Here is an 18,929-nt window from a genome sequence, read left to right as displayed (position 1 = left end):
ACGGCTCCAGCCGGGCCCACTGGTCGTTCGTCAGATCACCACGTCCCACAAGATGTGATCATCCACAACCAAGATCGACTTTCGCAACAGGCCCTAGGAAGATCGCCGAGGTGACGTTCACCAGGGCGGACCGGGTCCGGGACGTGCTCCACAACTTCAACGCCGACGGCTTCGAGGCGCTCTACCCGAAGTACAAGGGCGGGCGGCCCAGGACGTTCCCGCTGCCCGAGCGGCGCGAGATCAAGAAGAGCGCCAAGTCCGAGCCTGCCGAGCACGGCCTGCCGTTCTCGACTCGGAGCCTGGTCAAGCCGGTCGACTTCCTGGTCGCCGAGGGGGTGGCCGACGACATCAGCCACGAGGGCCTGCGGTTCCTGCTCCGAGAGGAGGGCGTGTCGTTTCACCGCATAAAGACCTGGAAGACCTCCCGCGACCCGGACTACGCGGCCGAGAAAGCCCGCGTCGAGCACCTCTACGCGATCGCCGACGGCGAGGTCCTGCCCGAGGAGGGTGAGCCTGAAGTCGTCTTCTGCCTGGACGAGTTCGGCCCGCTCAACCTCCATCCCCACCCTGGGCGGCAGTGGGCCGAGCGCGGGGGGCGGCACAAGGACCCCGGCCGGGAACCGAGGCCCCGCCGACGGGCGACCTGCACCCGCCCGCACGGGGTCAGACACCTGTTCGCCGCCTACGACCTGGGCAGGAACAAGCTCTACGGCCACATCAAGCCGAGGAAGCACCGGACCGAGTTCCTGGAATCCTGCCGCTGTCTGCGCGGCCTCCACCCGCCCGAGATCCGCATCGCGTTCGTACTCGACAACTTCTCCCCGCACCTGACCGCGAAGAAGGACAGCCGCGTCGGCGACCGGGCCGCGGCGAACAACGTCGGACTCGCCTGCACGCCGACCAACAACTCCTGGCTGAACCGCATCGAGGCCCAGTTCACCGCCCTGCGCTACTGCACCCTGGACGACACCGACCACGCCACCCACAAAGAGCAAAGCAGCATGATCCGTCGCTGCATCATCCGGCGGAACCAGCACGCCGCCGACGAACGCCTCCGCGAGGTCGTGGCCGGGGCCGACGTCGCCTGAATCGGGGTGATCCTCACGACTGTGTCACCGGTCGCATCGATCCCCACTTCCTTCGCCGCTCATCAGGGCAGGCGGGCGTGTTCGGCCCGGCTGGCAGCGATCCGCTCACGCGCGAGCGTACGGGCCCGCTCGGTGTCGCCGCCGGTGAGTCGGGCGAGGATCGTCGCGAGCGGCCTGATCCGACCCCGGCCGCCCCAGTGGCCCTCGGGGATCTCGGTGGGAAATACCCAGATACGGCCGGCGTCACGCGGCCAGGCGCCGTTCTCCGCGTCGAGGATCGCCTCGGTGACCTCGGCGATGACGCTCGCACGCTTCTGCTCGTCGAGCTGGCCCTCGGGGACGGACGGGACGACCTTGTAGCGAGGTGCGTCCGCGGGTTCTCCGCCGACGTAGATGCCGACCGGTCGGTGCAGCCAGAGCCAGGAGACGGAACGGGTCACCGGGTCGGCGGGGTCGAATCCCTCGTTGCGGACGAGGATCTCGGTGATGCGGTTCAGCAGCGCCGCCTCGGCGTCCGGCTGGAGCGCACCGTCGGGAATGTACACGTCGAGCATGGGCATGGTCGATCTCCTTTATGAGTTTAGTTCTTCAACTCAGGTCGGAGGCTACGAGGGCTAAGTACTACTTGTAAACCCAGACGGGTACACTCGGCCCATGGAGACGCGGCGAATCGACCCGGTGAACTGCTCGGTGGCGCGCGCCCTCTCGGTGGTGGGGGAGCGCTGGTCGCTGCTGATCGTCCGTGAAGCGCTGGACGGCGCGCGCCGGTTCGGAGAGTTCCACTCCCGCCTCGGGATCGCCAGAAATCTCCTGGCGACTCGGCTCGAGACCTTGGTGACCGCGGGAGTGATGCGCCGCGTGCCCTATCAGGAGCCCGGGGATCGGCAGCGATTCGCCTACGAGCTCACCGAGCAGGGCCGGGCGTTGCGGCCCACGCTCGTGGCGCTCCTGGAATGGGGCGACACCTACCTCGCCGACCCGCAGGGCCCGTCGGTCGTCGTCCGGCACCGGCCCGTCGACGATGCGATCTCCTGCGACGAGCCGGTCAAGGTCATCCTCGAGTGCGCTGCGGGACACGGCCACCTCGCCCCGGAAGACGTCTGCCGCACACCCGGGCCGGGCGCGCGCTTCGTGGAAAGCTCCTGAGATCCCAGGATCGTACTCAGCACCTCATGGCGCGAGAAGCATGATCCAAGCAGTGGGGCCGACGCCTGGGCCGTGGGGCAGACGTCGGATGCTGCGGCTAGGTGCCGTGACCGGAAAGGTTCACCGGCTCACGACGCCTGGCACGGCACCTCGCCCCATGAGAGATCATGAGGTCTGTCTCCGTATGCGGACATGCCTCCAAAGAGAACCGGCCCGTCCAGGCGGAGTTCCACCGCGTCTCGAGCGGCCGCAGCGCGCACGCCGGCGCGGCAGGAGCCTTGAGCGTCCTGCGGGTCGGGCTGGTCCGTCGCGAGGCCCGACCGGCGTGGCGACAAGCTGCGGTTTCGGCTGGGGGAGGAGTCACGGTGCGGTCGTGGGCGCCGATCCTTTCGGTTCCGGTGTTCGTGAAGCGCCTTGTAGGAGGACCCGGCCTGGCGCGGCGTCGGGGCAGCGGTGTGGTGTTCGATATGCGAACCGGTGGTTTCCCACCTTCGTGTGTATAAGCCCGCTTCGGGCTACCGAGGCCGGCAAGGCGCCCGGATAGTGGATGCGCCGGGGCGCTGATCCCGGCGCATCCACTCCACTATGAACAGCAGAGGTGCAGCACTATGCCCACGACCGAGGCGACCGACCGCGTCCAGCTCGTCTTCTCCCTGTTCGACGCCGACGGCAATGGTTACATCGAGCCTGCCGACTTCGACCTGATGGGCCGCCGGGTCGTCGCGGCGGTGCCGGCGGCCGGCGACGCCGTGAAGGAGCGGATGCTCGGTGCCTTCCGCCGGTACTGGGACACGCTCGTGACCGAGCTGGACGCGAACGGCGACGGGCGCGTCAGCTTCGAGGAGTTCACCGCCATCGTGCTCAATCCGCAGCGGTTCGACGCCACGGTGGAGGAGTTCGCCCAGGCCCTGGCGGCGATGGGCGACCCGGACGGCGACGGTTTCGTCACCCGCCCGGATTTTCGTGCACTGATGGAGGCCATCGGCTTTCAGCGCTCCAACATCGAGGCGCTGTTCGACGCCTTCGGCCCGGTCGACGGCGACCGCGTCGCGGCGACCGTCTGGGCGGAGGGCATCGAGGACTACTACCGCCCGGAGAAGGCCGGCATCCCCGGCGACCACCTGACCGCGGACGCGGCCCTGTGACCCGGCTCGGCGGACCGAGGCCCCATGGCGAGGGGTTAGCCGCGACCAAGCCCGTCGTCGGTCTGGCGGTCGGCCGGGGCACGGGCCCCGAACTCGCGGCCGTTTTCGAGCGCGTCCTGGGCGCACTCACCACCGCCCACCCCACCGGTGTGGAGGTCGTGCGCTCTGAGCGCCTTTACCACTCCTACGTCTCGCTGCGCGAGGAGTACGGCGTCGACCGTATCCGGGAGTTGACCGCGCAGGACGCGGACCACTACGAGCGGTTCTGCCGCCGCCTGAGCGAAGACGGCGCCGATGTCGTGTTCCGCACGGCGATCAACGCCCAGTCGCTGTATCTCGTCCGCCGGCGTCTGCGCGCCGTGAAGGTGGACCTCCTCACGGCGGGGGAGAAGTCGCTGCTGCTGGTGCGCGACCAGGCACAGGGGTTCTACACCGGGGAGAACCGGCACACCCCGCACGAGGTCACCCGCACCCTGACCTTCAGCCGCGAGACCACCGAGGCGGTCGTCGGCTACGCCCTGGAACGGGCCCGGCGCGAGTGGGGTGACGGCCGCGTCGCCCGCGTCGTGATGGCGTACAAGTTCCATCTGCTGGACGGTGCGTTCGACGCCTGGGTGGCCGACCTCGCGGACCGGCTCGACGTGCGGATCGAGGTGTTCCAGCCGGACACGGTCAATCGCAACCTGATCACCCACGGTCTGCCGGACCGCACGCTGCTCATCGCGGGAAACGAGTGGGCCGACATCATGCACGTCGTGTTGCTGGACCGGTTCGGCTCCGACCGGCAGGAGAATCGTTGCACGGAGAACGTCTGCCTCGATCCGGGGGTGGCAGGCCTGGTGGAGTATCAGACCGTGCATGGTTCCGCGGACGACCTGGCCGGCCGGGACCTGGTCAACCCGGTGGCGACGATCCGCGCGGCGGCCCGCGTCGCGGAACGGCATGCCGGGTGTCCTGGTGCCGTGCAGGCCACCGAGACGGCCCTGGCGGTGCTGGACGAGCAAGGGGTGCACACCCCGGACCTCGGCGGCCGGCACTCCACCACCGCCGTGGTCGACGCGCTGCTCGACGCCCTCGAAGCGCCCGGCTCCGGTGGTGTCCCGAGGGGCCCTGCCCTGGTCGGCGGATCATGATTCAGCAGGTGGCGAGGGTCTTGGCGGTCGAAGCACCCGGTACCGGCCGCGTGTCGAAGGGCGTCGCCCTGGTGGGCGGGTCATGACCGAGCGGACAGGGACGGCCCTGGTCATGGTGGACCTGCAGAACGACTTCTGCGCCGGTCCCGTGGCCCGGGCCCGCTTCACAGGCGATCCCGCCGTCCTGGACGCCGCCGTCGCCGGCAGCGTCCAGGCCGCGTCGGCGGCCCGCCGCAACGGTGTAGAGGTGGTCTTCGTCCGCTTCGTCGGCGACCCCGCATATCAAGGGGACAGCTGGCGGCGGCGCGACCAGCAGCTGGGAAAGCGGCCGAAATGCCTGGAGGGCTCGTGGGGCGCCGAGTTCCACGGGGTCGCCCCCGCCGCGAACGAGCGCACCTTCACCAAGCGGGCGTGCTTCGACGCCTTCCTCAGCGACGGTTTCGAGGAACACCTGGCCGCGCAGGGCGTCGGACATCTGGTCCTCGCCGGGCTGTATGCCGACGTGTGCGTGGACACCACCGCCCGCACGGCATTCCAGAAGGGCTTCCACGTCACCGTCCTGACGGACTGCACCACCGCCCTGCACCTGCCCCACGAGACCGTCCTGCACTTCATGCGCACCGTCTACGGAGCCCGGACCGTTCCCATGGACGACCCCCAGGCATGGACCACGCCTGCACCCGCGCCCAGCCGGAAGGAGGAACCGTGCCCGCCCCTGAACTGACCGACGGTGTGGCAGCGGGCGTGGGCCGCACCGCGCTGCTGGTGGCCGCCGCCCGCGCCATGGAAACGCACCGTCCCGACGCCCTGGCCCGGGACACGTTCGCCGAACACTTCGTCCGCGCGTCACCTGTCGCGGCCGACTGGCCGGTGCGTCCCGACCAGGTCCCCGACGCGGACGCCGACCCGCTGTGGGGCCGGCTGGGCCGCTACTTCGCCCTGCGCACCCGCGTCCTGGACGATCACCTGCTGCGCTCGGCACGACGGGGTGTGCGCCAGGTGGTGCTGCTGGGCGCGGGCCTGGACACCCGGGCGTACCGGCTCGCCTGGCCGCCCGGCTGCACGGTCCACGAGATCGACACCGACAAGGTACTGGCCTTCAAGCAGTCGGTGCTCGACCGGGAAGGGGCCGCACCTGTGGCGGAGCGCCGGCCGCTCGCGGTCGATCTGCGACATGACTGGGCTCGGGCGCTGCTGGACACGGGGTTCGATCCCACCGCACCGACCGCCTGGCTCGCCGAGGGACTGCTGCTCTACCTCCCGGCGGACGCGGAACGGTACCTGATCGCCACGGTGGACCGGCTCAGCGCAGCCGGCAGCACCTTGGCGTACGAGATCAAGGAGGTCGCCGAAGAGCCGCGGGTACGGGCCGGCGCGGTATACGCCGCGGCGCGGCAACGGCTCGGCATCGACCTGCTGTCCCTCTTCGACACCGCGCCCCGTCCCGACTCCGCCGGTGAACTCGCGCACCGAGGCTGGACGGTGGAGGTCCGCAGCCCGTACGACTTCACCGCGGCGCACGGATGCGGACTGCGTCCGGAGCCGGACGACGCTCTGGCGGTCAACCGCTGGATCTTTGCCGAGGCGACCGGCACCAGATCGCGACCAGGCACGATGCCGTGACTTTGGTGGTGATCCTCAGGGAGGTTGAGCAGGATCGCGACGCGCTGGGGGAGCAGGCTCGTCCTGTCGCGCTGTGGTGTCGGACACCCAGACCCCCGCTTGTGCGGGTGTTCCTGACCGTCGATGACGATCGTCTCGATCGTGCCGCGTGGGGACCGCCCGGCCGGCGCCGCCATGGTCCAGCTCCACGAAAGCCGATGCGGCCTGCGGTAGTGCGGCGGCCGCACCCCGTAGTCCCTGAATCCGGAGCGGTCATGGCGGGGCGGTCGTGCCGCCGCCCTCAAGGCGAGTTTCGTCCGGTCGGGCGGACGGGGATGTTGCGACGGCGGTCGCCTCGTCGAAGCGTTCGGCGGCCAGATAGGCGGTGAAGACAGATTCCGGCATCGGGTCCGAACTCGGCCCTGCAGTCCTGGATCAGAGGCTCGGCCGGTTCGACGCATTCGGCGACGTGTCCGGCGACCGCGTAGGTCATGGCCATGTTCAGCAAGGACCGGAGGATGTCCGGGTGGCCTGCGCCGAGGACCTCCGTCCGCCTGGAGGCCACCTCCTGGGACAACTGCACGGCGGCGTCCAGGTATCCCAATGTCATGTGTCATGCACTGGCCGGCCAAATCGCTGCGGAATGCGTGCGTGCGGTCGCAGGGGCGGGGCTATCCCTGCGTGATCGTCAGGTCTGCGGCGGGATCGGCGGCCAGGGCCTGTGCGACCTGTGCGGGGTCCAGGACGTCGGCTGCGAAGTGCACGCCGGGGGCGATCGAGCCGTGGAGGAGGCGGAGGACGGCGGTGGCCGTGAGGAAGCCGCTCAGTTCGTAGGAGTCCGCGGAGCGCAGGACGAGCTTGGCGGCGGGCGGGCCGTCGGTCGCGCCTTCCCAGAGATGGAACTCCTGCCCGTACCACGCGCCGTAGTGGCGTACGTCCTCTGCTGCCGCAGCCACCAGCCCGGTGGTGTCCGTGCTGTTCATGGCCCAGGCCATGGCCAGTTCCCCGGCGAGGCGCTCGCCGCCGAAGACGGTGTACCAGCGCACGTGGCCGATCCCTGTGTCCCGGGCCAGGCGGACGGCCTCTGTGGAGAGGAAGGGGAAGACGGAGACGGGCCTGGGGAAGGCGTCGAGGCGCACGTCCCGGCGGGGTGGCAGCGCGCGCTCGCGTACGCCACCGTTCTGCCAGGCGGCCGCTGAGGTGCCGTGCTCGGGGCCGCGGGCGAGCAGGACGTCGCCGGCGGCTGCGGGGGTCAGCGGGGCGACTCCACCGAGGTACGCGTCCAGCCTGGTGGCGCGGCGGGTGCGAGCGGTGAGCGCGCGGGGCAGAAGGCCCGACAGGCCCGGCAGCGCGCCCGCGGAGAGCACGGCCGTGCGTCCTGCCGTCGCCCACTGCCCGGCGCCGCCGTCGGCGCACAGCAGGCGGTGGGCGGGGTCGTCGCCGGCGGCGTCGACGTAGTCCGCGCCGTGCCGCAGGGCCGCCTCGGCGACGGTGTCCAGGATCCGGTAGGAGGGGCCCGCGCAGTTGACGACGAGCCGGCAGCGGGCGGCGAACCGGTCCAGGGAGTCGGGGTCGTCCAGGTCGACCGCCATGGTGGCGGCAGGCGGGCCGTCCGCAGGCAGGGCGTCGAGCAGTGCGTCGGCCTTGCCGGGGTCGCGGCCGGCGATGAGCAGCGGGGAGGCGCCCGCCTGGTGGAGCCGCCGTACGGCCGCGCTGCCGACCGCTCCGTAGCCGCCGATGACGCCGATGGCCGAGGTCGAAGTGTTGTTCACAGGAGTCCTCGTCGTTCCGTGCCGGATGGGTGCATGACTGGTTAATGCAAATGATAATTATTATCGTCTAGTTCCGATGGCCTACGACGGAAGAAGTGGCGGATGACGATGTACGACGTGATCGTGGTCGGTGGAGGGCCCGCGGGCCTCAACGCGGCACTGGTGTCCGGACGTCAGCGCAGGAAGGTCCTCCTGCTGGACTCCGGCAGCCCGCGCAACGCGCCGGCGGACGAGATGCACATGTTCCTCAGCCGGGACGGCTTCGACCCCGCCGAACTGCGCCGCATAGGCAGGGAGCAGCTGGGCGCCTACCCGAACGTGTCCGTGCGCGAGGCCACCGTCACCGACGCCGCGGCCGGGCAGGGCGGCTTCGCCCTGACGCTGGCCGACGGCACGGTGGAGCGGGCCCGCAGGCTGGTGCTGGCCACAGGACAGGTCGACGTGCTCGACGAGCAGGTGGAGGGGCTGTCCGCACTGTTCGGCAAGGGCGTGTACCACTGTCCGTTCTGCCACGGCTGGGAGACCAGCGGACTGACCCTCGCCGTCCTGGGACACGAGCTGCCGCAGGTCATGCAGTCCCTGTACGTCGCCGACCGCTTCAGCGGCGACGTGGTCGTGTGCACCAACGGGCGCCCGGTGCCCGAGCAGGCCGCGGGCAGGCTCGCCGCCGCCGGGATCGCCGTGGAGGAGGCGGCCGTGACGCGGATCGAGGGCGAGGCCGGGGCCCTGCGCCTGGTCTTCGACGACGGCCGGGTCCTGGAGCGCCAGGCCGTGTACCACCGGGCGCCCACCCGGCAGCACTCCGGCCTGGCCGAGCGGCTGGGCTGCCACATCCTGCCGGACGGCTGCGTGCGGGTGGACGAGTTCCAGCGCACCTCCGTGCCCGGTGTGTACGCGGCCGGGGACACCGCCCGCCTGGAGGCGCTGCCCGACGCCCTCACCTTCGTGATCACCGGAGCGGCCGACGGTGCCCGCGCCGCGGTCTGGCTGGACCAGGAGCTGTTCCGCGAGGACGCCGGCCTGGGCGGCTGAGCTGCGGCACCGCCGGGTGCGGCGGGGACGCGGCCGTCCCCGCCGCACCCTTGTCACCGTCCGCCCGCCTCGCGGATCGCGGCGGCGAGACCCGCCACCGTCGGCTGCTCGAGGAAGCGGCGCGGCGCCACCCGGCCCAGTCCTTCCCGGTGGAGCGAGCCGAGCATGCGCATGGCGAGCAGGGAGTCGCCGCCGAGCGCGAAGAAGTCGGCGGTGCGCTCGTCCACGGGGCAGTCCAGCAGCTTCCGCCAGTGGGCGGCGACGGCCTCCTCCACCGCGTCCCGAGGCGCTCCCGCCTCGGCATCGAGGGCCTTGGCCTTCGTCGGGACGGACAACCGCCGGCCGGACGCCGTGCCGAGGCCGTCGGTGTCCTGGGCGTCCACCGCGTTGGGCAGTTCGACCACCGCCGACCAGCCGTCGGCCCGCACCAGTGACTCCACGGTGGCCATGACGTCCTGGAACATCCGGTCCACGTCCTCGGCCGCGAACAACTCCTCCACCAGGGAGAAGACGACGACGAGCTCTCCGCGCAGCTCGAACAGCCGCACCTCCAGGGCGACCTGGGGCGTGCGCAGCTGCTGGTGGTGGCTGAGCAGGTCGACCGCTCCCAGCGGTCCGGCCTCCTGGGGCACCTCGCTGCCCAGCGCCGCGTCCACGCCCAGGGTGGACTGGAAGACGACGGGGGCCACCGGGCGGTGGGTGCCCAGGCGGCGACCCAGTTCGCGCGAGACCTCGACACCGGTGATCAGGTTGTGGGCGAGCGCGTCGCCGATGTCCTGCTGGGCGCGGGCGGCGAGGTCGGCGAAGACCGGGGCCTCGGGCAGGTCCACGGGCAGCAGCATGGTGGACGAGAAGGCGCCCACCAGCCGGGACACGTCGGGGTGCAGCGGCAGGCGGTTCAGCTGGAGGGTGTTGAGCAGGAAGCGGCGGTGGCCGCAGGTCCGGGAGACGGCCGCGGCGAACGCGGCGAACATCGCCGCGGACGGGGTGACGCCGTGCTCGGTGCACAGCCGGCGCAGCGTCGCCCAGCGCTGCGGGTCCAGCGTCGCCTGGCGGGTGCCCATCAGGGTGGGGCGCACCTCGCCGGGGTCGGCCGCCAGCGGCAGGGCGGGCGGCAGGGGGAAGTCGTCGAGGCGGTCGTACCACCAGTCGCGGTCCTCCTGCCAGGCCCGGGTGCCGGGCAGTTCGCGCAGGGTGGTGACGTAGTCGCCGTAGTCGATGTCCAGGGGCGCGAGGACGGCGTTGTAGTCGGAGGCCAGGGCGAACAGGTCGCGGTAGAAGACGCTGGAGGACCAGCCGTCGATGATGAGCAGGCTGGTGGAGGAGTGCAGGCGGGCGCGGTCGCCGGGCAGCAGGGTCAGCCGCATGTCCAGTCCGCAGCCCCGGGACGGGTCGGGGCCCTCGGTGCTCATCTCGTGCCGGATCTCCGCCAGGCGGGCGGCGGCCGTCTCCTCGTCGGCGTCGCGCAGGTCGGTGACCCGCAGCTGAGGTATCGCGTCCGGGTCGTCCAGGGGCAGGACGTGCTGCCGGCCGTCGGGCAGGACGCGGGCCCGCAGCACGGCCTGGTGCTCGGCCAGCCGCTCCAGGGCGTCCTGGAGCGCGTCGGGGGCCTCGTCGGCGTCGATGTCCTCCAGACCGATGTCCACGTAGTGGTGGGCGGAGCGGTACGACAGCTCCCAGGCGTCCTGCTGGCCCACGAAGTAACCCTGCTGGAGCGGCAGGAGCGGGAAGGGGGCCTCGGGGTCCTCGCGCCGGACGAGGTCCAGGGGCAGCGGGCGCAGGGCGCCGGTCCCGGCGCCTGTGCTGCGTTCGTGGACCAGGGCGGCGAGCTGGGCGGCGCTCTGCTCGACGCGGACGTCGGCCAGGGCGAGCGGCGCGCCGAGCCGCTTGCGGAGCATCGCGGCCATCCGGACGGCCAGGACGGAGTCACCGCCCAGGCTCAGGAAGCTGGCGTGCGCGGAGACGGAGGCGAGGTCGGTCTCCAGGGCGTCGGCCCAGACACCGCGTACGGCGTCGACCAGTTCGGCCGGGGCCGACTGCGCGGCGGCGGTGTTCTCGGTGGCGGAAGGAGAGGTCAACAGGGTGCTCCCGTCGGAGTGGTGGTGCGGATGACGCGGTCCACGGCGTGGACGCGGGGAAGGGGTGCGCCCGGCGGCAGCCGGTCGGCGAGCGCGGCGCGGACCCGGTCGGGGTCCGGCCTGCCGACGCCGGGGCGGACGCGGCCGGCGAGGACGCGCTGGCCGGCGGCCGCGGCGAGCGGGTGCCCGTCCGTCGGCAGGACGGGCAGCGGGTCGAAGCCCGCGGCGTCCAGCTGCCGTGTCCACTCCTCGGCGGTGAGGAGGACCCGGTCCTGGCCGGCCCGCAGGTCGGTGAACCAGCCCTGCTCGTCGGGCGCGGGCGACATCAGCAGGTACATGGAGGTGAGGGCCTGGTAGTGCTCCTGGCACGACTCGACCAGGACCAGCAGCCCGCCGGGCACGAGCAGTTCCCTCAGGGCCGCCAGGGCCCGGCCGGCGTGCCGTGCGTTGTGCAGGACGTTCGCCGCCAGCACGACGTCCTGCGACGCGGGTGCGAAGCCCTGCGCGAGCGGGTCGGCCTGGATGTCGAACAAGGCGTGGCGCAGTCCGGGGCGGGCGCCGAAGACGTCCCGGGCCTCTTTGAGGAAGAACGGGGAGACGTCCGTGAACAGGTAGTCCACGGGGGTGCCGCCGAGGGCCTCCAGGACGGTTCCGGTGGTGCCGCCCACTCCGGCTCCTGCCTCCAGGACGCGCAGCGGTGCGTGTGCGGCCCGGTGGCGGGCCTGGTCGACGACGAGGGAGGCCGCGGCGTGGTTGGCCCAGCGGCTGGGGGTGCTGTCGCGGTAGTTGCCCTGTGCGGTGTCCGTCCGCCCGTCGGGGAAGAGCACTTCCTGGAGGGTGGCGCGGTCCTGCAGCAGCAGCGGCAGCCGTTCGGCCGCGGAGCGGAAGAAGCGGGTCATCGACGGCGGGTAGCCCAGCCCCCGGCACGCCCCGTCGAGGTCGCGCAGTGCCCGGGCGTGCTCGCGGCGATCGGGCACCTCCAGACCGTGGTACCGGCCGGTCCGCGTGTCCTGGACGAGCCGGTTCTCGGCGGCCAGGGTGCGCAGCCAGCGCCGTACGAGCCAGGCGTGCCGGGGCGCGGCCGCCAGGGCCGCGAGGACCTCGTCGGCGTCGTGTCCGCGTCCGTCGCGGAACAGGCGGGTCCGGTCCAGTACGCGGGCCATCGTCAGCAGCGCGGTCTCGTCGAGCCGGCGCATCAGCGCGGGGAGCGGGGCCGGGTCGGTGTCCTGTACCGAGTCGTCACCGGCGGCGGTCGCGCGGGCCGTTGCGTCCGTACTGTCGCCGCCCGGGACCGAGCTGTGCGAGGGCTCCCGCTCCGCGGCCGGGGGCGGGCCCGCCACCAGCAGGGTGCCGTGCGGGCCGCCGGGTACGAGCTGCCAGTCCGCCACCCCCGGCAGCCCGGTGAGGTCGGTGTCCGTGAGCGCCGTCGTCATGACCGGCCGTCCTCGGCGCCGTCGACCACGGTGATCACCGGTGCCGGGGCCCCGGGCTCGGCGCGGCGCAGGTGGTCGCGCAGCACCTCGGGCAGACGGCGGCCGACGAACAGGGGGAAGGGCTCGTGGGCGGTCGGACCGGTGGGCGCGGGCGCGTCCTCGCAGGCGGCGGGGGCGCAGGACGCCGGTGCCGCCACGGCCAGCGTCCGGGGGTCGGCGGTGTCGAGCAGGACGGCGGCGTCGACCCCGTCCAGGGCCCGGCGCAGGGCGTACGGGGTCATCGCCCCGGGCGCGTCGAGGAGCAGGGCGTTGGGGATGCCGCGCAGGACGACGGGGCCGTCACCGCCGAGCGCGGCGCGCACCGCCTCCGCGAGTGCGCCCTCCTGGCGTGCGGCCCAGGACACGCGGCGCACCGGGCGGGTGCCGGGCGCGCCGTGCCGCGGGCCGACGCGCAGGACGAGGTCGTAGCGGTAGCGGGTGAGTTCGGTGTCCTCGGCCATGGTGCGGGCGTGGACGCTCATGCGGACCGGGCGCGGCTGGGCGGCGCAGGCGGCACGGACGGCCTCGGGGGTGAAGGACAGTTCCTCGTCCGCCGCGGCGGCGGCCGCGGCCCTGGCGGCGATCGTCTTCTCGTCCGCCTCGGGGTCGCGCGCCCGCTCCAGCCGGCCGAAGTGGTCCAGGAGGAAGTCCGAGTGCCGGTTGTCCCCGACGATCACGGTGCCGCCGTCCTCGACCGCGGCCAGCGCCCCGTGCAGGACGGCCGTCAGGTAGGCGAGGTCGGGGAAGCACTGGGTGACCGAGTTGAGCAGCACGCAGTCGGGGCGCGTGCCGGGGCCGAAGACGGTGTCCACGGCGTCGCGCACCTCGGAGGCGGTCGTCTCGTGGGCGGCGGCCCGGACGAACGCGGTACGGGGCAGGGCGGCGGCGGTGAGCCGGTCCACCGCGACCTGGGCGACGTCGGTGCCGACGTAGCCGTCCAGGTGCGGATGGAGGCGGTGGGCGAGCAGGCCGGTGCCGCAGCCGAGTTCGAGCAGCCGGCGCGGGCGCTGGGCCAGGACGAGGTCCACGGTGCGCTCCACCCAGTCGCGCATGTGCGCCTCGGGCAGCGGCGCTCCGGTGTCGGAGGCCCGCCATCCGGACAGATCCAGGTCGTCGGCGTGCCGGCTCTCCCCCGTCTCGTAGACGAATGCGTACACCTCGGCCCACTGGTCGAGGTGTTCGCGCAGCAGGGGGCCCGGTTCGGGCGTGGCCGCCACGGCGTCGGGGTGCGGGACGACGCGGACGCCGCCGTCGGGTGCGGGCCGGGCGTCTGCCACCCAGGGGTGGGCGGCCAGCAGGGCCGTGATCCGGTCGGTGGACGCGGCCGTGGGGTCAGCCGCGGTGGGGTCGGACACCGGGGTGCTCCGTTCGTTCGTCGTGTTCGGTGTGGAGGGCGTCGTGCGAGGTGTCGTGCCGGTGGTCGGCGGTCGTGGGCGGTCGCGGTGTCAGCCGGCGTCCGGCCAGGTGCAGGACGCGGTCGGCGCGGGCGGCCGTGTCCGGGTCGTGGGTGACGGTCAGGACGGCCAGGCCGTCCCTTCTGAGCTGCTCGACCAGGTCGAGCACGGACCGTGCCGAGACGGGGTCGAGGGCCGCGGTGGGTTCGTCCAGCAGCAGTACGTCGGGGCGGGCGGCCAGGGCGCGGGCGAGTACGGCCCGGCGCCGCTGGCCGCCGGAGAGCGCCGACGGGCCGCGGCCGGCCAGTTCGGCGGGGAGCCCGACGGCCGCGAGCAGCTCCCGTGCCCGCTTGCGGCCGGCGGGTCCGCCCACGCCGTGGAACACTCTCAGCGGCCGGGCCACCGACCGGCCGACCGAGTGCGCCGGGTTGAGTTCGGTCGCCGGGTCCTGTCCGGCCAGCTGGATCGCCCGCAGTGTCTCCCGGTCGCGCAGGCGGGCCGTGGCGGGCAGCGGGCGGCCGTGCAGCAGCACCTGGCCGCCGGCGGGCGGGCGGCGGCCGGCCAGGGCGTGCAGCAGGGTCGTCTTCCCGGCACCTGACGCCCCGGTGACGGCCAGCCAGTCGCCCGCCGTCAGCTCCAGGTCGCAGCGGTCGAGCAACGGTGTGCCGTCGGGGGTGCGCAGCTCCAGTCCGCGGGCCGACAGCACGGGTCCGGATGCAGCAGTGGTGCGGCACCGGCCCGGGGCAGGGGGAAGGGTGGTGTCCTGCGACGCGTGGACGGACGCAAGGCCGGCTTCGTGGCGTGGAGGGAAGGCGGACGAGTGCCCGGCCCCCGGCACCGGGACATCGGTGGCCGGACGGGAGTTCTCGTCTGCGCCCGCGATCGCGGGAGCCGGATTCGGGGTGCGCCGGGCCCGGGAGCCCGGACGCGAGGGAGTCCTCGCGGGTCCGGATGCCGCGACCGGTTCGAGTACGAGGGTCCGGTCGGCCAGTTCCGCCGCCAGCCGGGCGTCGTGGGTGACCAGGACGACGCCCCGGCCGGAGGAGCCGCGCAGGGATCGCACCGCTTCGGCGACCATGTCGGCGCAGGCGGCGTCGAGTGCCGAGGTCGGCTCGTCCAGGACGAGCAGGTCCGGATCGGTGCACAGGGCGCGGGCCAGGGCGACCCGCTGGGCCTGTCCGCCGGAGAGCTCGCCCGCGCGCCGGGAGGCGAGTCCGGGCGTCAGCCCCAGCCGGTCCATCAGGGTGCCGACCCGTTCCGCGCGGGTGGCGGCGTCGCCGGTGAACTCCTCGCCGATCAGGCGGTCGACCCGCCACAGCGGGTTCAGGGCCGCGCCGGGGTCCTGTCCCAGCCAGCCGCAGTGGGCGCGCCGCCACCGTCTGGCCGCCCGCCCGGCGGGCACCGTCGTGCCACGCCAGCTCACGGTGCCCCCCGTACGGCGCAGCCCGTCCGGCAGAACGTCGAACAGGGTGCGCAGCAGTGTGGTCTTCCCCGCTCCGGAGGCGCCGACGACGGCCAGGACCTCGCCGTCGCCGACGCTCAGGTCCACCGGCGGCACCACGGTGGCCTCGTCGTGGACGCGGTGGACGGTCAGTCCGTCGGCCGCCAGCAGCGGCACGGCGGCCCCGACGGTACCGGTCCCGGCGGCCGTGGCCCGCGTGTGCGCGGTCATCCGGTCTCCCCCGGTGTGCGGGCGGCGGCCCGGGCCGCCGCGGCGATCATCCAGGCGCAGCCCGCGAGAGGGATCGCGGGGGCCAGCAGTGCCATGGGGTTGAGCGCGGCTCCGGGCAGGTTCTCGCTGAGCATCAGAGCCCAGTCGGGCGTGGGCGGCTGCGGTCCCAGGCCGAGGACGGCGAGGGCCGCCGCGATCTGCAGTGCCGTGACCAGACGGAGTCCGGCGTCGGCGGCGACCAGCCGGCGCAGGGCGGGCATGACCTCGTGGACGAGGACGGCGGATGTGCGCTCGCCGCGTTCGACGGCGGCGAGCACGTGTCCGCTGTCGCGCAGGTGCGCGCACTGCGCGGTGACGATCCGTGCGGTCAGCGGCGCTCCGCTGAGCACCGCCGCCACGACGACCGCCGTGGTCCCGGGCAGTGCGACGGCCAGGACCAGGGCCAGGACAAGGGCGGGGACGGCCAGCAGCAGGTCGCACAGCGCGCGCACCGCGTGGGCGGTGCGGCCGCCCGTCCAGCCCGCGGTGAGGCCGAGCGCGGTGCCGCAGACGACGGCGGCGGCCGCGGTCAGGAGGGACACCGTGAGCAGATGGGTGCCGCCGGCCAGCACCCGGGACAGCACGTCGCGTCCCAGGGCGTCGGTGCCCAGCAGGTGCTCTCCGCCGGGCGGTGCCCAAGGCGCGGCGACCGTGCGCTCCGGTGGGTGCGGGGCGGCGTACCGGCCGAGCGGCACGCACACCAGCAGGACGACGGCCGCGGCGACGGGCACCGCACGGCGGACGGCCCCGGCGGCAACCGGCGGTGTACGGCGACGGGTGGCTTCGGCGGGGGCCGGCACGGTACGGGGGGTCACAGGCCCCCTCCCACGTTCCGCGGTACGGCGGTGACGGCGCCCTTCGTGACGCGCGGCGCCGAGGCGGCGCGGTGGGCGGCCAGGTCGGCCGTCAGCATGCCCAGCAGCAGGACGACGGCCGGGAGGAGGGCCGCGGCCTGGACCACGGGGACGTCGCGCACCGCCACGGCGGACACCAGCAGCTGCCCGGTGCCCGGGTAGCCGAACACCGTCTCCACCAGGGCCGTCCCCGCGACGAGACCGCCCGCCAGCAGCGCTGTCACCTGGAGCGCCGGCACGTACAGGAAGGGCAGGACGTGACGGCGCAGCACCAGCGGGGCGGGCAGGCCGCGCAGTCGCGCGTCGGTCACGTGCGGCCGGCGCAGCGCGTCGCCCAGCGCCCCGCGCAGCAGGGCGGTGGCGAAGGCGGCCGAGGGCAGGGCGAGGGTGAGCGCGGGCAGGACCAGGACCTCGGGTTCGGTCAGCGGCGAGGCGCCGGGCGGGAGCAGGGACACGGCGGGCAGCCAGCCCAGCAGCCCGGCGAACACCACGCCGAGCACGGCCGCGTGGACCGGCTGCGGCACGGCGGCCAGACCGGTGGCGGCCGAGCCGCCCCGGCCGCCGCGCAGGTACGTGACTCCCAGGGCCGCCGCGGTCAGCAGCGCGGTGACGGCCAGCGCGGCCGCGGCCAGCACGGCGGTGGCGGGCAGCCGCTCGGCGAACAGCGCCGCCACGGGCCGTCCCCCCGACAGCGACCGCCCGAGGTCCCCGCGGACCACGCCGTACAGCCAGTCGAGGTAGCGCACCGCGGCCGGCCGGTCCAGGCCGAGCCGCTCGCGTTCCCGCGCGATGTCCTGAGCCGAGGCCCGCCCCGGCGTCCGGAGCTGCCCGGCGTCGCCGGGCAGCAGTTCGGTCGCCGCGAAGACCACGGCCGTGGCGGCCACGGCCAGGGCCGCGGTACGGACGACGAGACGCAGGATCACCGGTCCAGCCACACCTGGTCGATGAACATGCGCTGGAAGCCGGGACCGTCGGGCAGTCCGCGCACGCCGGGCGCGGCGAGGTCCAGTCCGTCACCGGTGCCCCAGACGACGTAGCCGCCGTCCTCCCACAGCTCCTTCTGGATGCCGGCGAGCAGTGCCTGGCGCTCGGTGTCGTCCGCGGTGGCCATGGCCCGGTCGAAGCCGTCGTCGAAGGTGTCGCTGCGCCAGGCGGTCTCGTTGGTGGGGGAGTCGGACAGCAGGCCGACGCGGGTGAGGTCGGTGAAGGAGATGCCGCCGTAGTAGCCGGTGTAGAAGGCCTTCTTCGCGTAGACGGCCGTCCAGTAGGTGTCGGCGGGTTCGACCTTCACCTCGGCCTCGACCCCGATGTCGGCCAGCTGCTGGGCGTAGAGGGTGGCCGCGGTGTCCATACCGGGGTAGGAGGTGGTGGTGTGCAGGGTGACGGACAGCCCGTCCTCGTGGCCCGCCTCCGCCAGCAGTCGCCTGGCCTTCTCCACGTCCCGGGTGCGCTGGGGCAGGTCCTTGGGCGTCGAGGGGTCGTAGGGGGTGGGAAGGTCGTTGGCGATCCTGCCGTAGCCCAGGTACACGGTGTCGACCAGGGCCTTGCGGTCGGCCGCCAGGCGGAAGGCTTCGCGGACCCTGGGGTCGTCGAACGGCTCGGTGTCCAGGCGCATGACGAACGGGTACTCGGTGACGCCTTCCCGGCGCACCACCTGCGTCCTGGCCGAGGTTCCGGCGCTCTTGACGGCGGCCGGGCTGACGCTGCCGGCGATGTCGGCCTGTCCGGAGGTGACGGCGTTGGCGCGCGCCTGGGGGTCGGCGACGGCCTGGATCTCGATCCGGTCCAGGTGCGGCCGTTTCCCCCACCAGTCGTCGTTGCGGGTCAGGACACTGGTCCGGGAGCTGGTCCCCTCGACCTTGTAGGGACCCGAGCCGGGAACGGCGCGGGAGAAGTCCTCGGTGCCCTCGGGCACCACGAAGCTGACGGACTCCAGCGCCCTGGGCGCGTCGGCCATCGGGGTGCGGGTGGCCAGGACCACGGTGTGCTCGTCGGGCGCCGTGGACCTGTCCAGGTCGAAGTCGGCGAGCCGGCCGTAGTTCTCGGCGGCCTTGTCCGCGATGCGCCGCAGGGAGTACAGCACGTCGGCGGCGCGCACCCGGGTGCCGTCGGTGAAGCGCGCGTCCTTGCGCAGGGTGAAGGTCCAGCGGTCCAGGGTCTCGTTGGGCTTCCACGACGTGGCGAGCCGCGGGCGGGTCCCGCCGTCCTCGCCGGGGAGGGTCAGGACGTCGTAGACCAGGGCGAAGCGCAGGATGTCGGACTCGTTGCCGAGGCCGCCGTGCGGGTCGTCACTGGCGGTGGCGGGGGATCCGGTGGCCGCGTAGCGCAGGGTGCCGCCGTCGGCCGGGGCGGCGGACGCCGGGGACTCGGCGGACGCGGCGGAGCCATCGGAGGAGGAGCAGGCGCTCAGCGGCAGTACGGCGAGCGCCGCGAGGGCGGTGAGGACCGATCTGCGGGACGCAGGGGCATGGGGGAACGAAGGCTGGGTCATGGTCGCTTTCC

The 18,929-nt window shown here is 73.5% G+C and carries 16 protein-coding genes and 1 pseudogene; 7 read left to right on the top strand and 10 right to left on the bottom strand.

Annotated features, from left to right (window positions below; genetic code table 11):
* Positions 1-98: 98 nt before the first annotated feature.
* A pseudogene (locus tag IE271_RS19470) lies at positions 99-1,088 on the top strand (IS630 family transposase); the annotation flags it as partial.
* Positions 1,089-1,150: 62 nt separating this feature from the next.
* On the opposite strand, the gene IE271_RS19465 reads toward IE271_RS19470, so the two are convergent.
* Positions 1,151-1,648, bottom strand: a complete 498-nt coding sequence (locus IE271_RS19465) for a tautomerase family protein (protein WP_190191619.1) — start codon at positions 1,646-1,648, stop codon at positions 1,151-1,153.
* A gap of 94 nt (positions 1,649-1,742) precedes the next feature.
* Here IE271_RS19465 and IE271_RS19460 point away from each other — a divergent pair, with 94 nt between their 5' ends.
* The 5 genes from IE271_RS19460 (at position 1,743) to IE271_RS19440 (ending at position 6,135) form a co-directional block, all read left to right on the top strand.
* Positions 1,743-2,234 carry a winged helix-turn-helix transcriptional regulator gene (locus IE271_RS19460; protein WP_190191618.1) on the top strand — a complete coding sequence of 164 codons (492 nt, stop codon included), beginning with the start codon at positions 1,743-1,745 and terminating at the stop codon, positions 2,232-2,234.
* A 608-nt stretch (positions 2,235-2,842) separates the two neighbouring features.
* Positions 2,843-3,379, top strand: a complete 537-nt coding sequence (locus tag IE271_RS43990) for an EF-hand domain-containing protein (protein ID WP_190191617.1) — start codon at positions 2,843-2,845, stop codon at positions 3,377-3,379.
* Positions 3,376-4,512, top strand: a complete 1,137-nt coding sequence (locus IE271_RS19450) for an isocitrate/isopropylmalate family dehydrogenase (RefSeq protein ID WP_190191616.1) — start codon at positions 3,376-3,378, stop codon at positions 4,510-4,512. The genes IE271_RS43990 and IE271_RS19450 overlap by 4 nt, the downstream gene beginning before the upstream one ends.
* Positions 4,513-4,594: 82 nt before the next feature.
* A complete protein-coding gene (locus IE271_RS19445) occupies positions 4,595-5,236 on the top strand; it encodes a cysteine hydrolase family protein (protein ID WP_190191615.1) in 642 nt (213 codons plus the stop codon).
* A gap of 59 nt (positions 5,237-5,295) precedes the next feature.
* A complete protein-coding gene (locus IE271_RS19440; protein WP_229919436.1) occupies positions 5,296-6,135 on the top strand; it encodes an SAM-dependent methyltransferase in 840 nt (279 codons plus the stop codon).
* 280 nt (positions 6,136-6,415) lie between these two features.
* On the opposite strand, the gene IE271_RS43985 is transcribed toward IE271_RS19440, so the two are convergent.
* Both IE271_RS43985 and IE271_RS19430 read right to left on the bottom strand, forming a co-directional pair.
* On the bottom strand, positions 6,416-6,724 hold the full coding sequence (locus IE271_RS43985) for a tetratricopeptide repeat protein (protein WP_190191613.1): 309 nt from the start codon (positions 6,722-6,724) through the stop codon (positions 6,416-6,418).
* Between the two features lie 61 nt (positions 6,725-6,785).
* Positions 6,786-7,886: a saccharopine dehydrogenase NADP-binding domain-containing protein gene (locus tag IE271_RS19430; protein ID WP_190191612.1), complete on the bottom strand. Its 1,101-nt coding sequence runs from the start codon at positions 7,884-7,886 to the stop codon at positions 6,786-6,788.
* 102 nt (positions 7,887-7,988) lie between these two features.
* On the opposite strand from IE271_RS19430, the gene IE271_RS19425 reads away from it, so the two are divergent.
* The gene (locus IE271_RS19425; protein ID WP_229919432.1) at positions 7,989-8,918 is read left to right on the top strand and encodes an NAD(P)/FAD-dependent oxidoreductase; all 930 of its coding nucleotides are present in this window, start codon (positions 7,989-7,991) and stop codon (positions 8,916-8,918) included.
* A 53-nt stretch (positions 8,919-8,971) separates the two neighbouring features.
* Here the strand turns inward: IE271_RS19425 and IE271_RS19420 are convergent, their stop codons facing one another.
* From IE271_RS19420 to IE271_RS19390, 7 genes are read right to left on the bottom strand one after another with little or no spacing between them, the layout of a single operon-like run.
* Positions 8,972-10,996, bottom strand: a complete 2,025-nt coding sequence (locus IE271_RS19420; RefSeq protein WP_190191611.1) for a condensation domain-containing protein — start codon at positions 10,994-10,996, stop codon at positions 8,972-8,974.
* A complete protein-coding gene (locus tag IE271_RS19415) occupies positions 10,993-12,429 on the bottom strand; it encodes a class I SAM-dependent methyltransferase (RefSeq protein WP_190191610.1) in 1,437 nt (478 codons plus the stop codon). Before IE271_RS19415 ends, IE271_RS19420 begins: the two co-directional genes overlap by 4 nt.
* Positions 12,426-13,823, bottom strand: coding sequence for a class I SAM-dependent methyltransferase (locus IE271_RS19410; RefSeq protein ID WP_229919431.1), 1,398 nt, complete (start codon positions 13,821-13,823; stop codon positions 12,426-12,428). The genes IE271_RS19415 and IE271_RS19410 overlap by 4 nt, the downstream gene beginning before the upstream one ends.
* Positions 13,801-15,534, bottom strand: coding sequence for an ABC transporter ATP-binding protein (locus IE271_RS19405; RefSeq protein ID WP_190191609.1), 1,734 nt, complete (start codon positions 15,532-15,534; stop codon positions 13,801-13,803). Before IE271_RS19405 ends, IE271_RS19410 begins: the two co-directional genes overlap by 23 nt.
* Positions 15,531-16,388: an ABC transporter permease gene (locus IE271_RS19400; RefSeq protein ID WP_229919430.1), complete on the bottom strand. Its 858-nt coding sequence runs from the start codon at positions 16,386-16,388 to the stop codon at positions 15,531-15,533. The genes IE271_RS19405 and IE271_RS19400 overlap by 4 nt, the downstream gene beginning before the upstream one ends.
* On the bottom strand, positions 16,385-17,362 hold the full coding sequence (locus tag IE271_RS19395; RefSeq protein ID WP_229919429.1) for an ABC transporter permease: 978 nt from the start codon (positions 17,360-17,362) through the stop codon (positions 16,385-16,387). The genes IE271_RS19400 and IE271_RS19395 overlap by 4 nt, the downstream gene beginning before the upstream one ends.
* Complete coding sequence (locus tag IE271_RS19390) at positions 17,347-18,918, bottom strand: ABC transporter substrate-binding protein (protein ID WP_190191608.1); 1,572 nt, start codon at positions 18,916-18,918, stop codon at positions 17,347-17,349. Before IE271_RS19390 ends, IE271_RS19395 begins: the two co-directional genes overlap by 16 nt.
* Positions 18,919-18,929 lie beyond the last annotated feature (11 nt).

It is taken from the genome of Streptomyces minutiscleroticus, from assembly GCF_014650875.1.
In the GTDB taxonomy this organism is placed as follows: Bacteria; Actinomycetota; Actinomycetes; order Streptomycetales; family Streptomycetaceae; genus Streptomyces; species Streptomyces minutiscleroticus.
The sequence above is the reverse complement of the archived record's forward strand: the minus strand, read 5'-3'. Positions and strand labels throughout refer to the sequence as shown.

What these genes read in the sequence shown, in the direction of transcription:
- IE271_RS19465 (WP_190191619.1), bottom strand. Translation starts at nt 1,648, where the DNA reads ATGCCCATGCTCGACGTGTACATTCCCGACGGTGCGCTCCAGCCGGAC.
- IE271_RS19460 (WP_190191618.1), top strand. Translation starts at nt 1,743, where the DNA reads ATGGAGACGCGGCGAATCGACCCGGTGAACTGCTCGGTGGCGCGCGCC.
- IE271_RS43990 (WP_190191617.1), top strand. Translation starts at nt 2,843, where the DNA reads ATGCCCACGACCGAGGCGACCGACCGCGTCCAGCTCGTCTTCTCCCTG.
- IE271_RS19445 (WP_190191615.1), top strand. Translation starts at nt 4,595, where the DNA reads ATGACCGAGCGGACAGGGACGGCCCTGGTCATGGTGGACCTGCAGAAC.
- IE271_RS19440 (WP_229919436.1), top strand. Translation starts at nt 5,296, where the DNA reads ATGGAAACGCACCGTCCCGACGCCCTGGCCCGGGACACGTTCGCCGAA.
- IE271_RS43985 (WP_190191613.1), bottom strand. Translation starts at nt 6,724, where the DNA reads ATGACATTGGGATACCTGGACGCCGCCGTGCAGTTGTCCCAGGAGGTG.
- IE271_RS19425 (WP_229919432.1), top strand. Translation starts at nt 7,989, where the DNA reads ATGACGATGTACGACGTGATCGTGGTCGGTGGAGGGCCCGCGGGCCTC.
- IE271_RS19415 (WP_190191610.1), bottom strand. Translation starts at nt 12,429, where the DNA reads ATGACGACGGCGCTCACGGACACCGACCTCACCGGGCTGCCGGGGGTG.
- IE271_RS19405 (WP_190191609.1), bottom strand. Translation starts at nt 15,534, where the DNA reads ATGACCGCGCACACGCGGGCCACGGCCGCCGGGACCGGTACCGTCGGG.
- IE271_RS19390 (WP_190191608.1), bottom strand. Translation starts at nt 18,918, where the DNA reads ATGACCCAGCCTTCGTTCCCCCATGCCCCTGCGTCCCGCAGATCGGTC.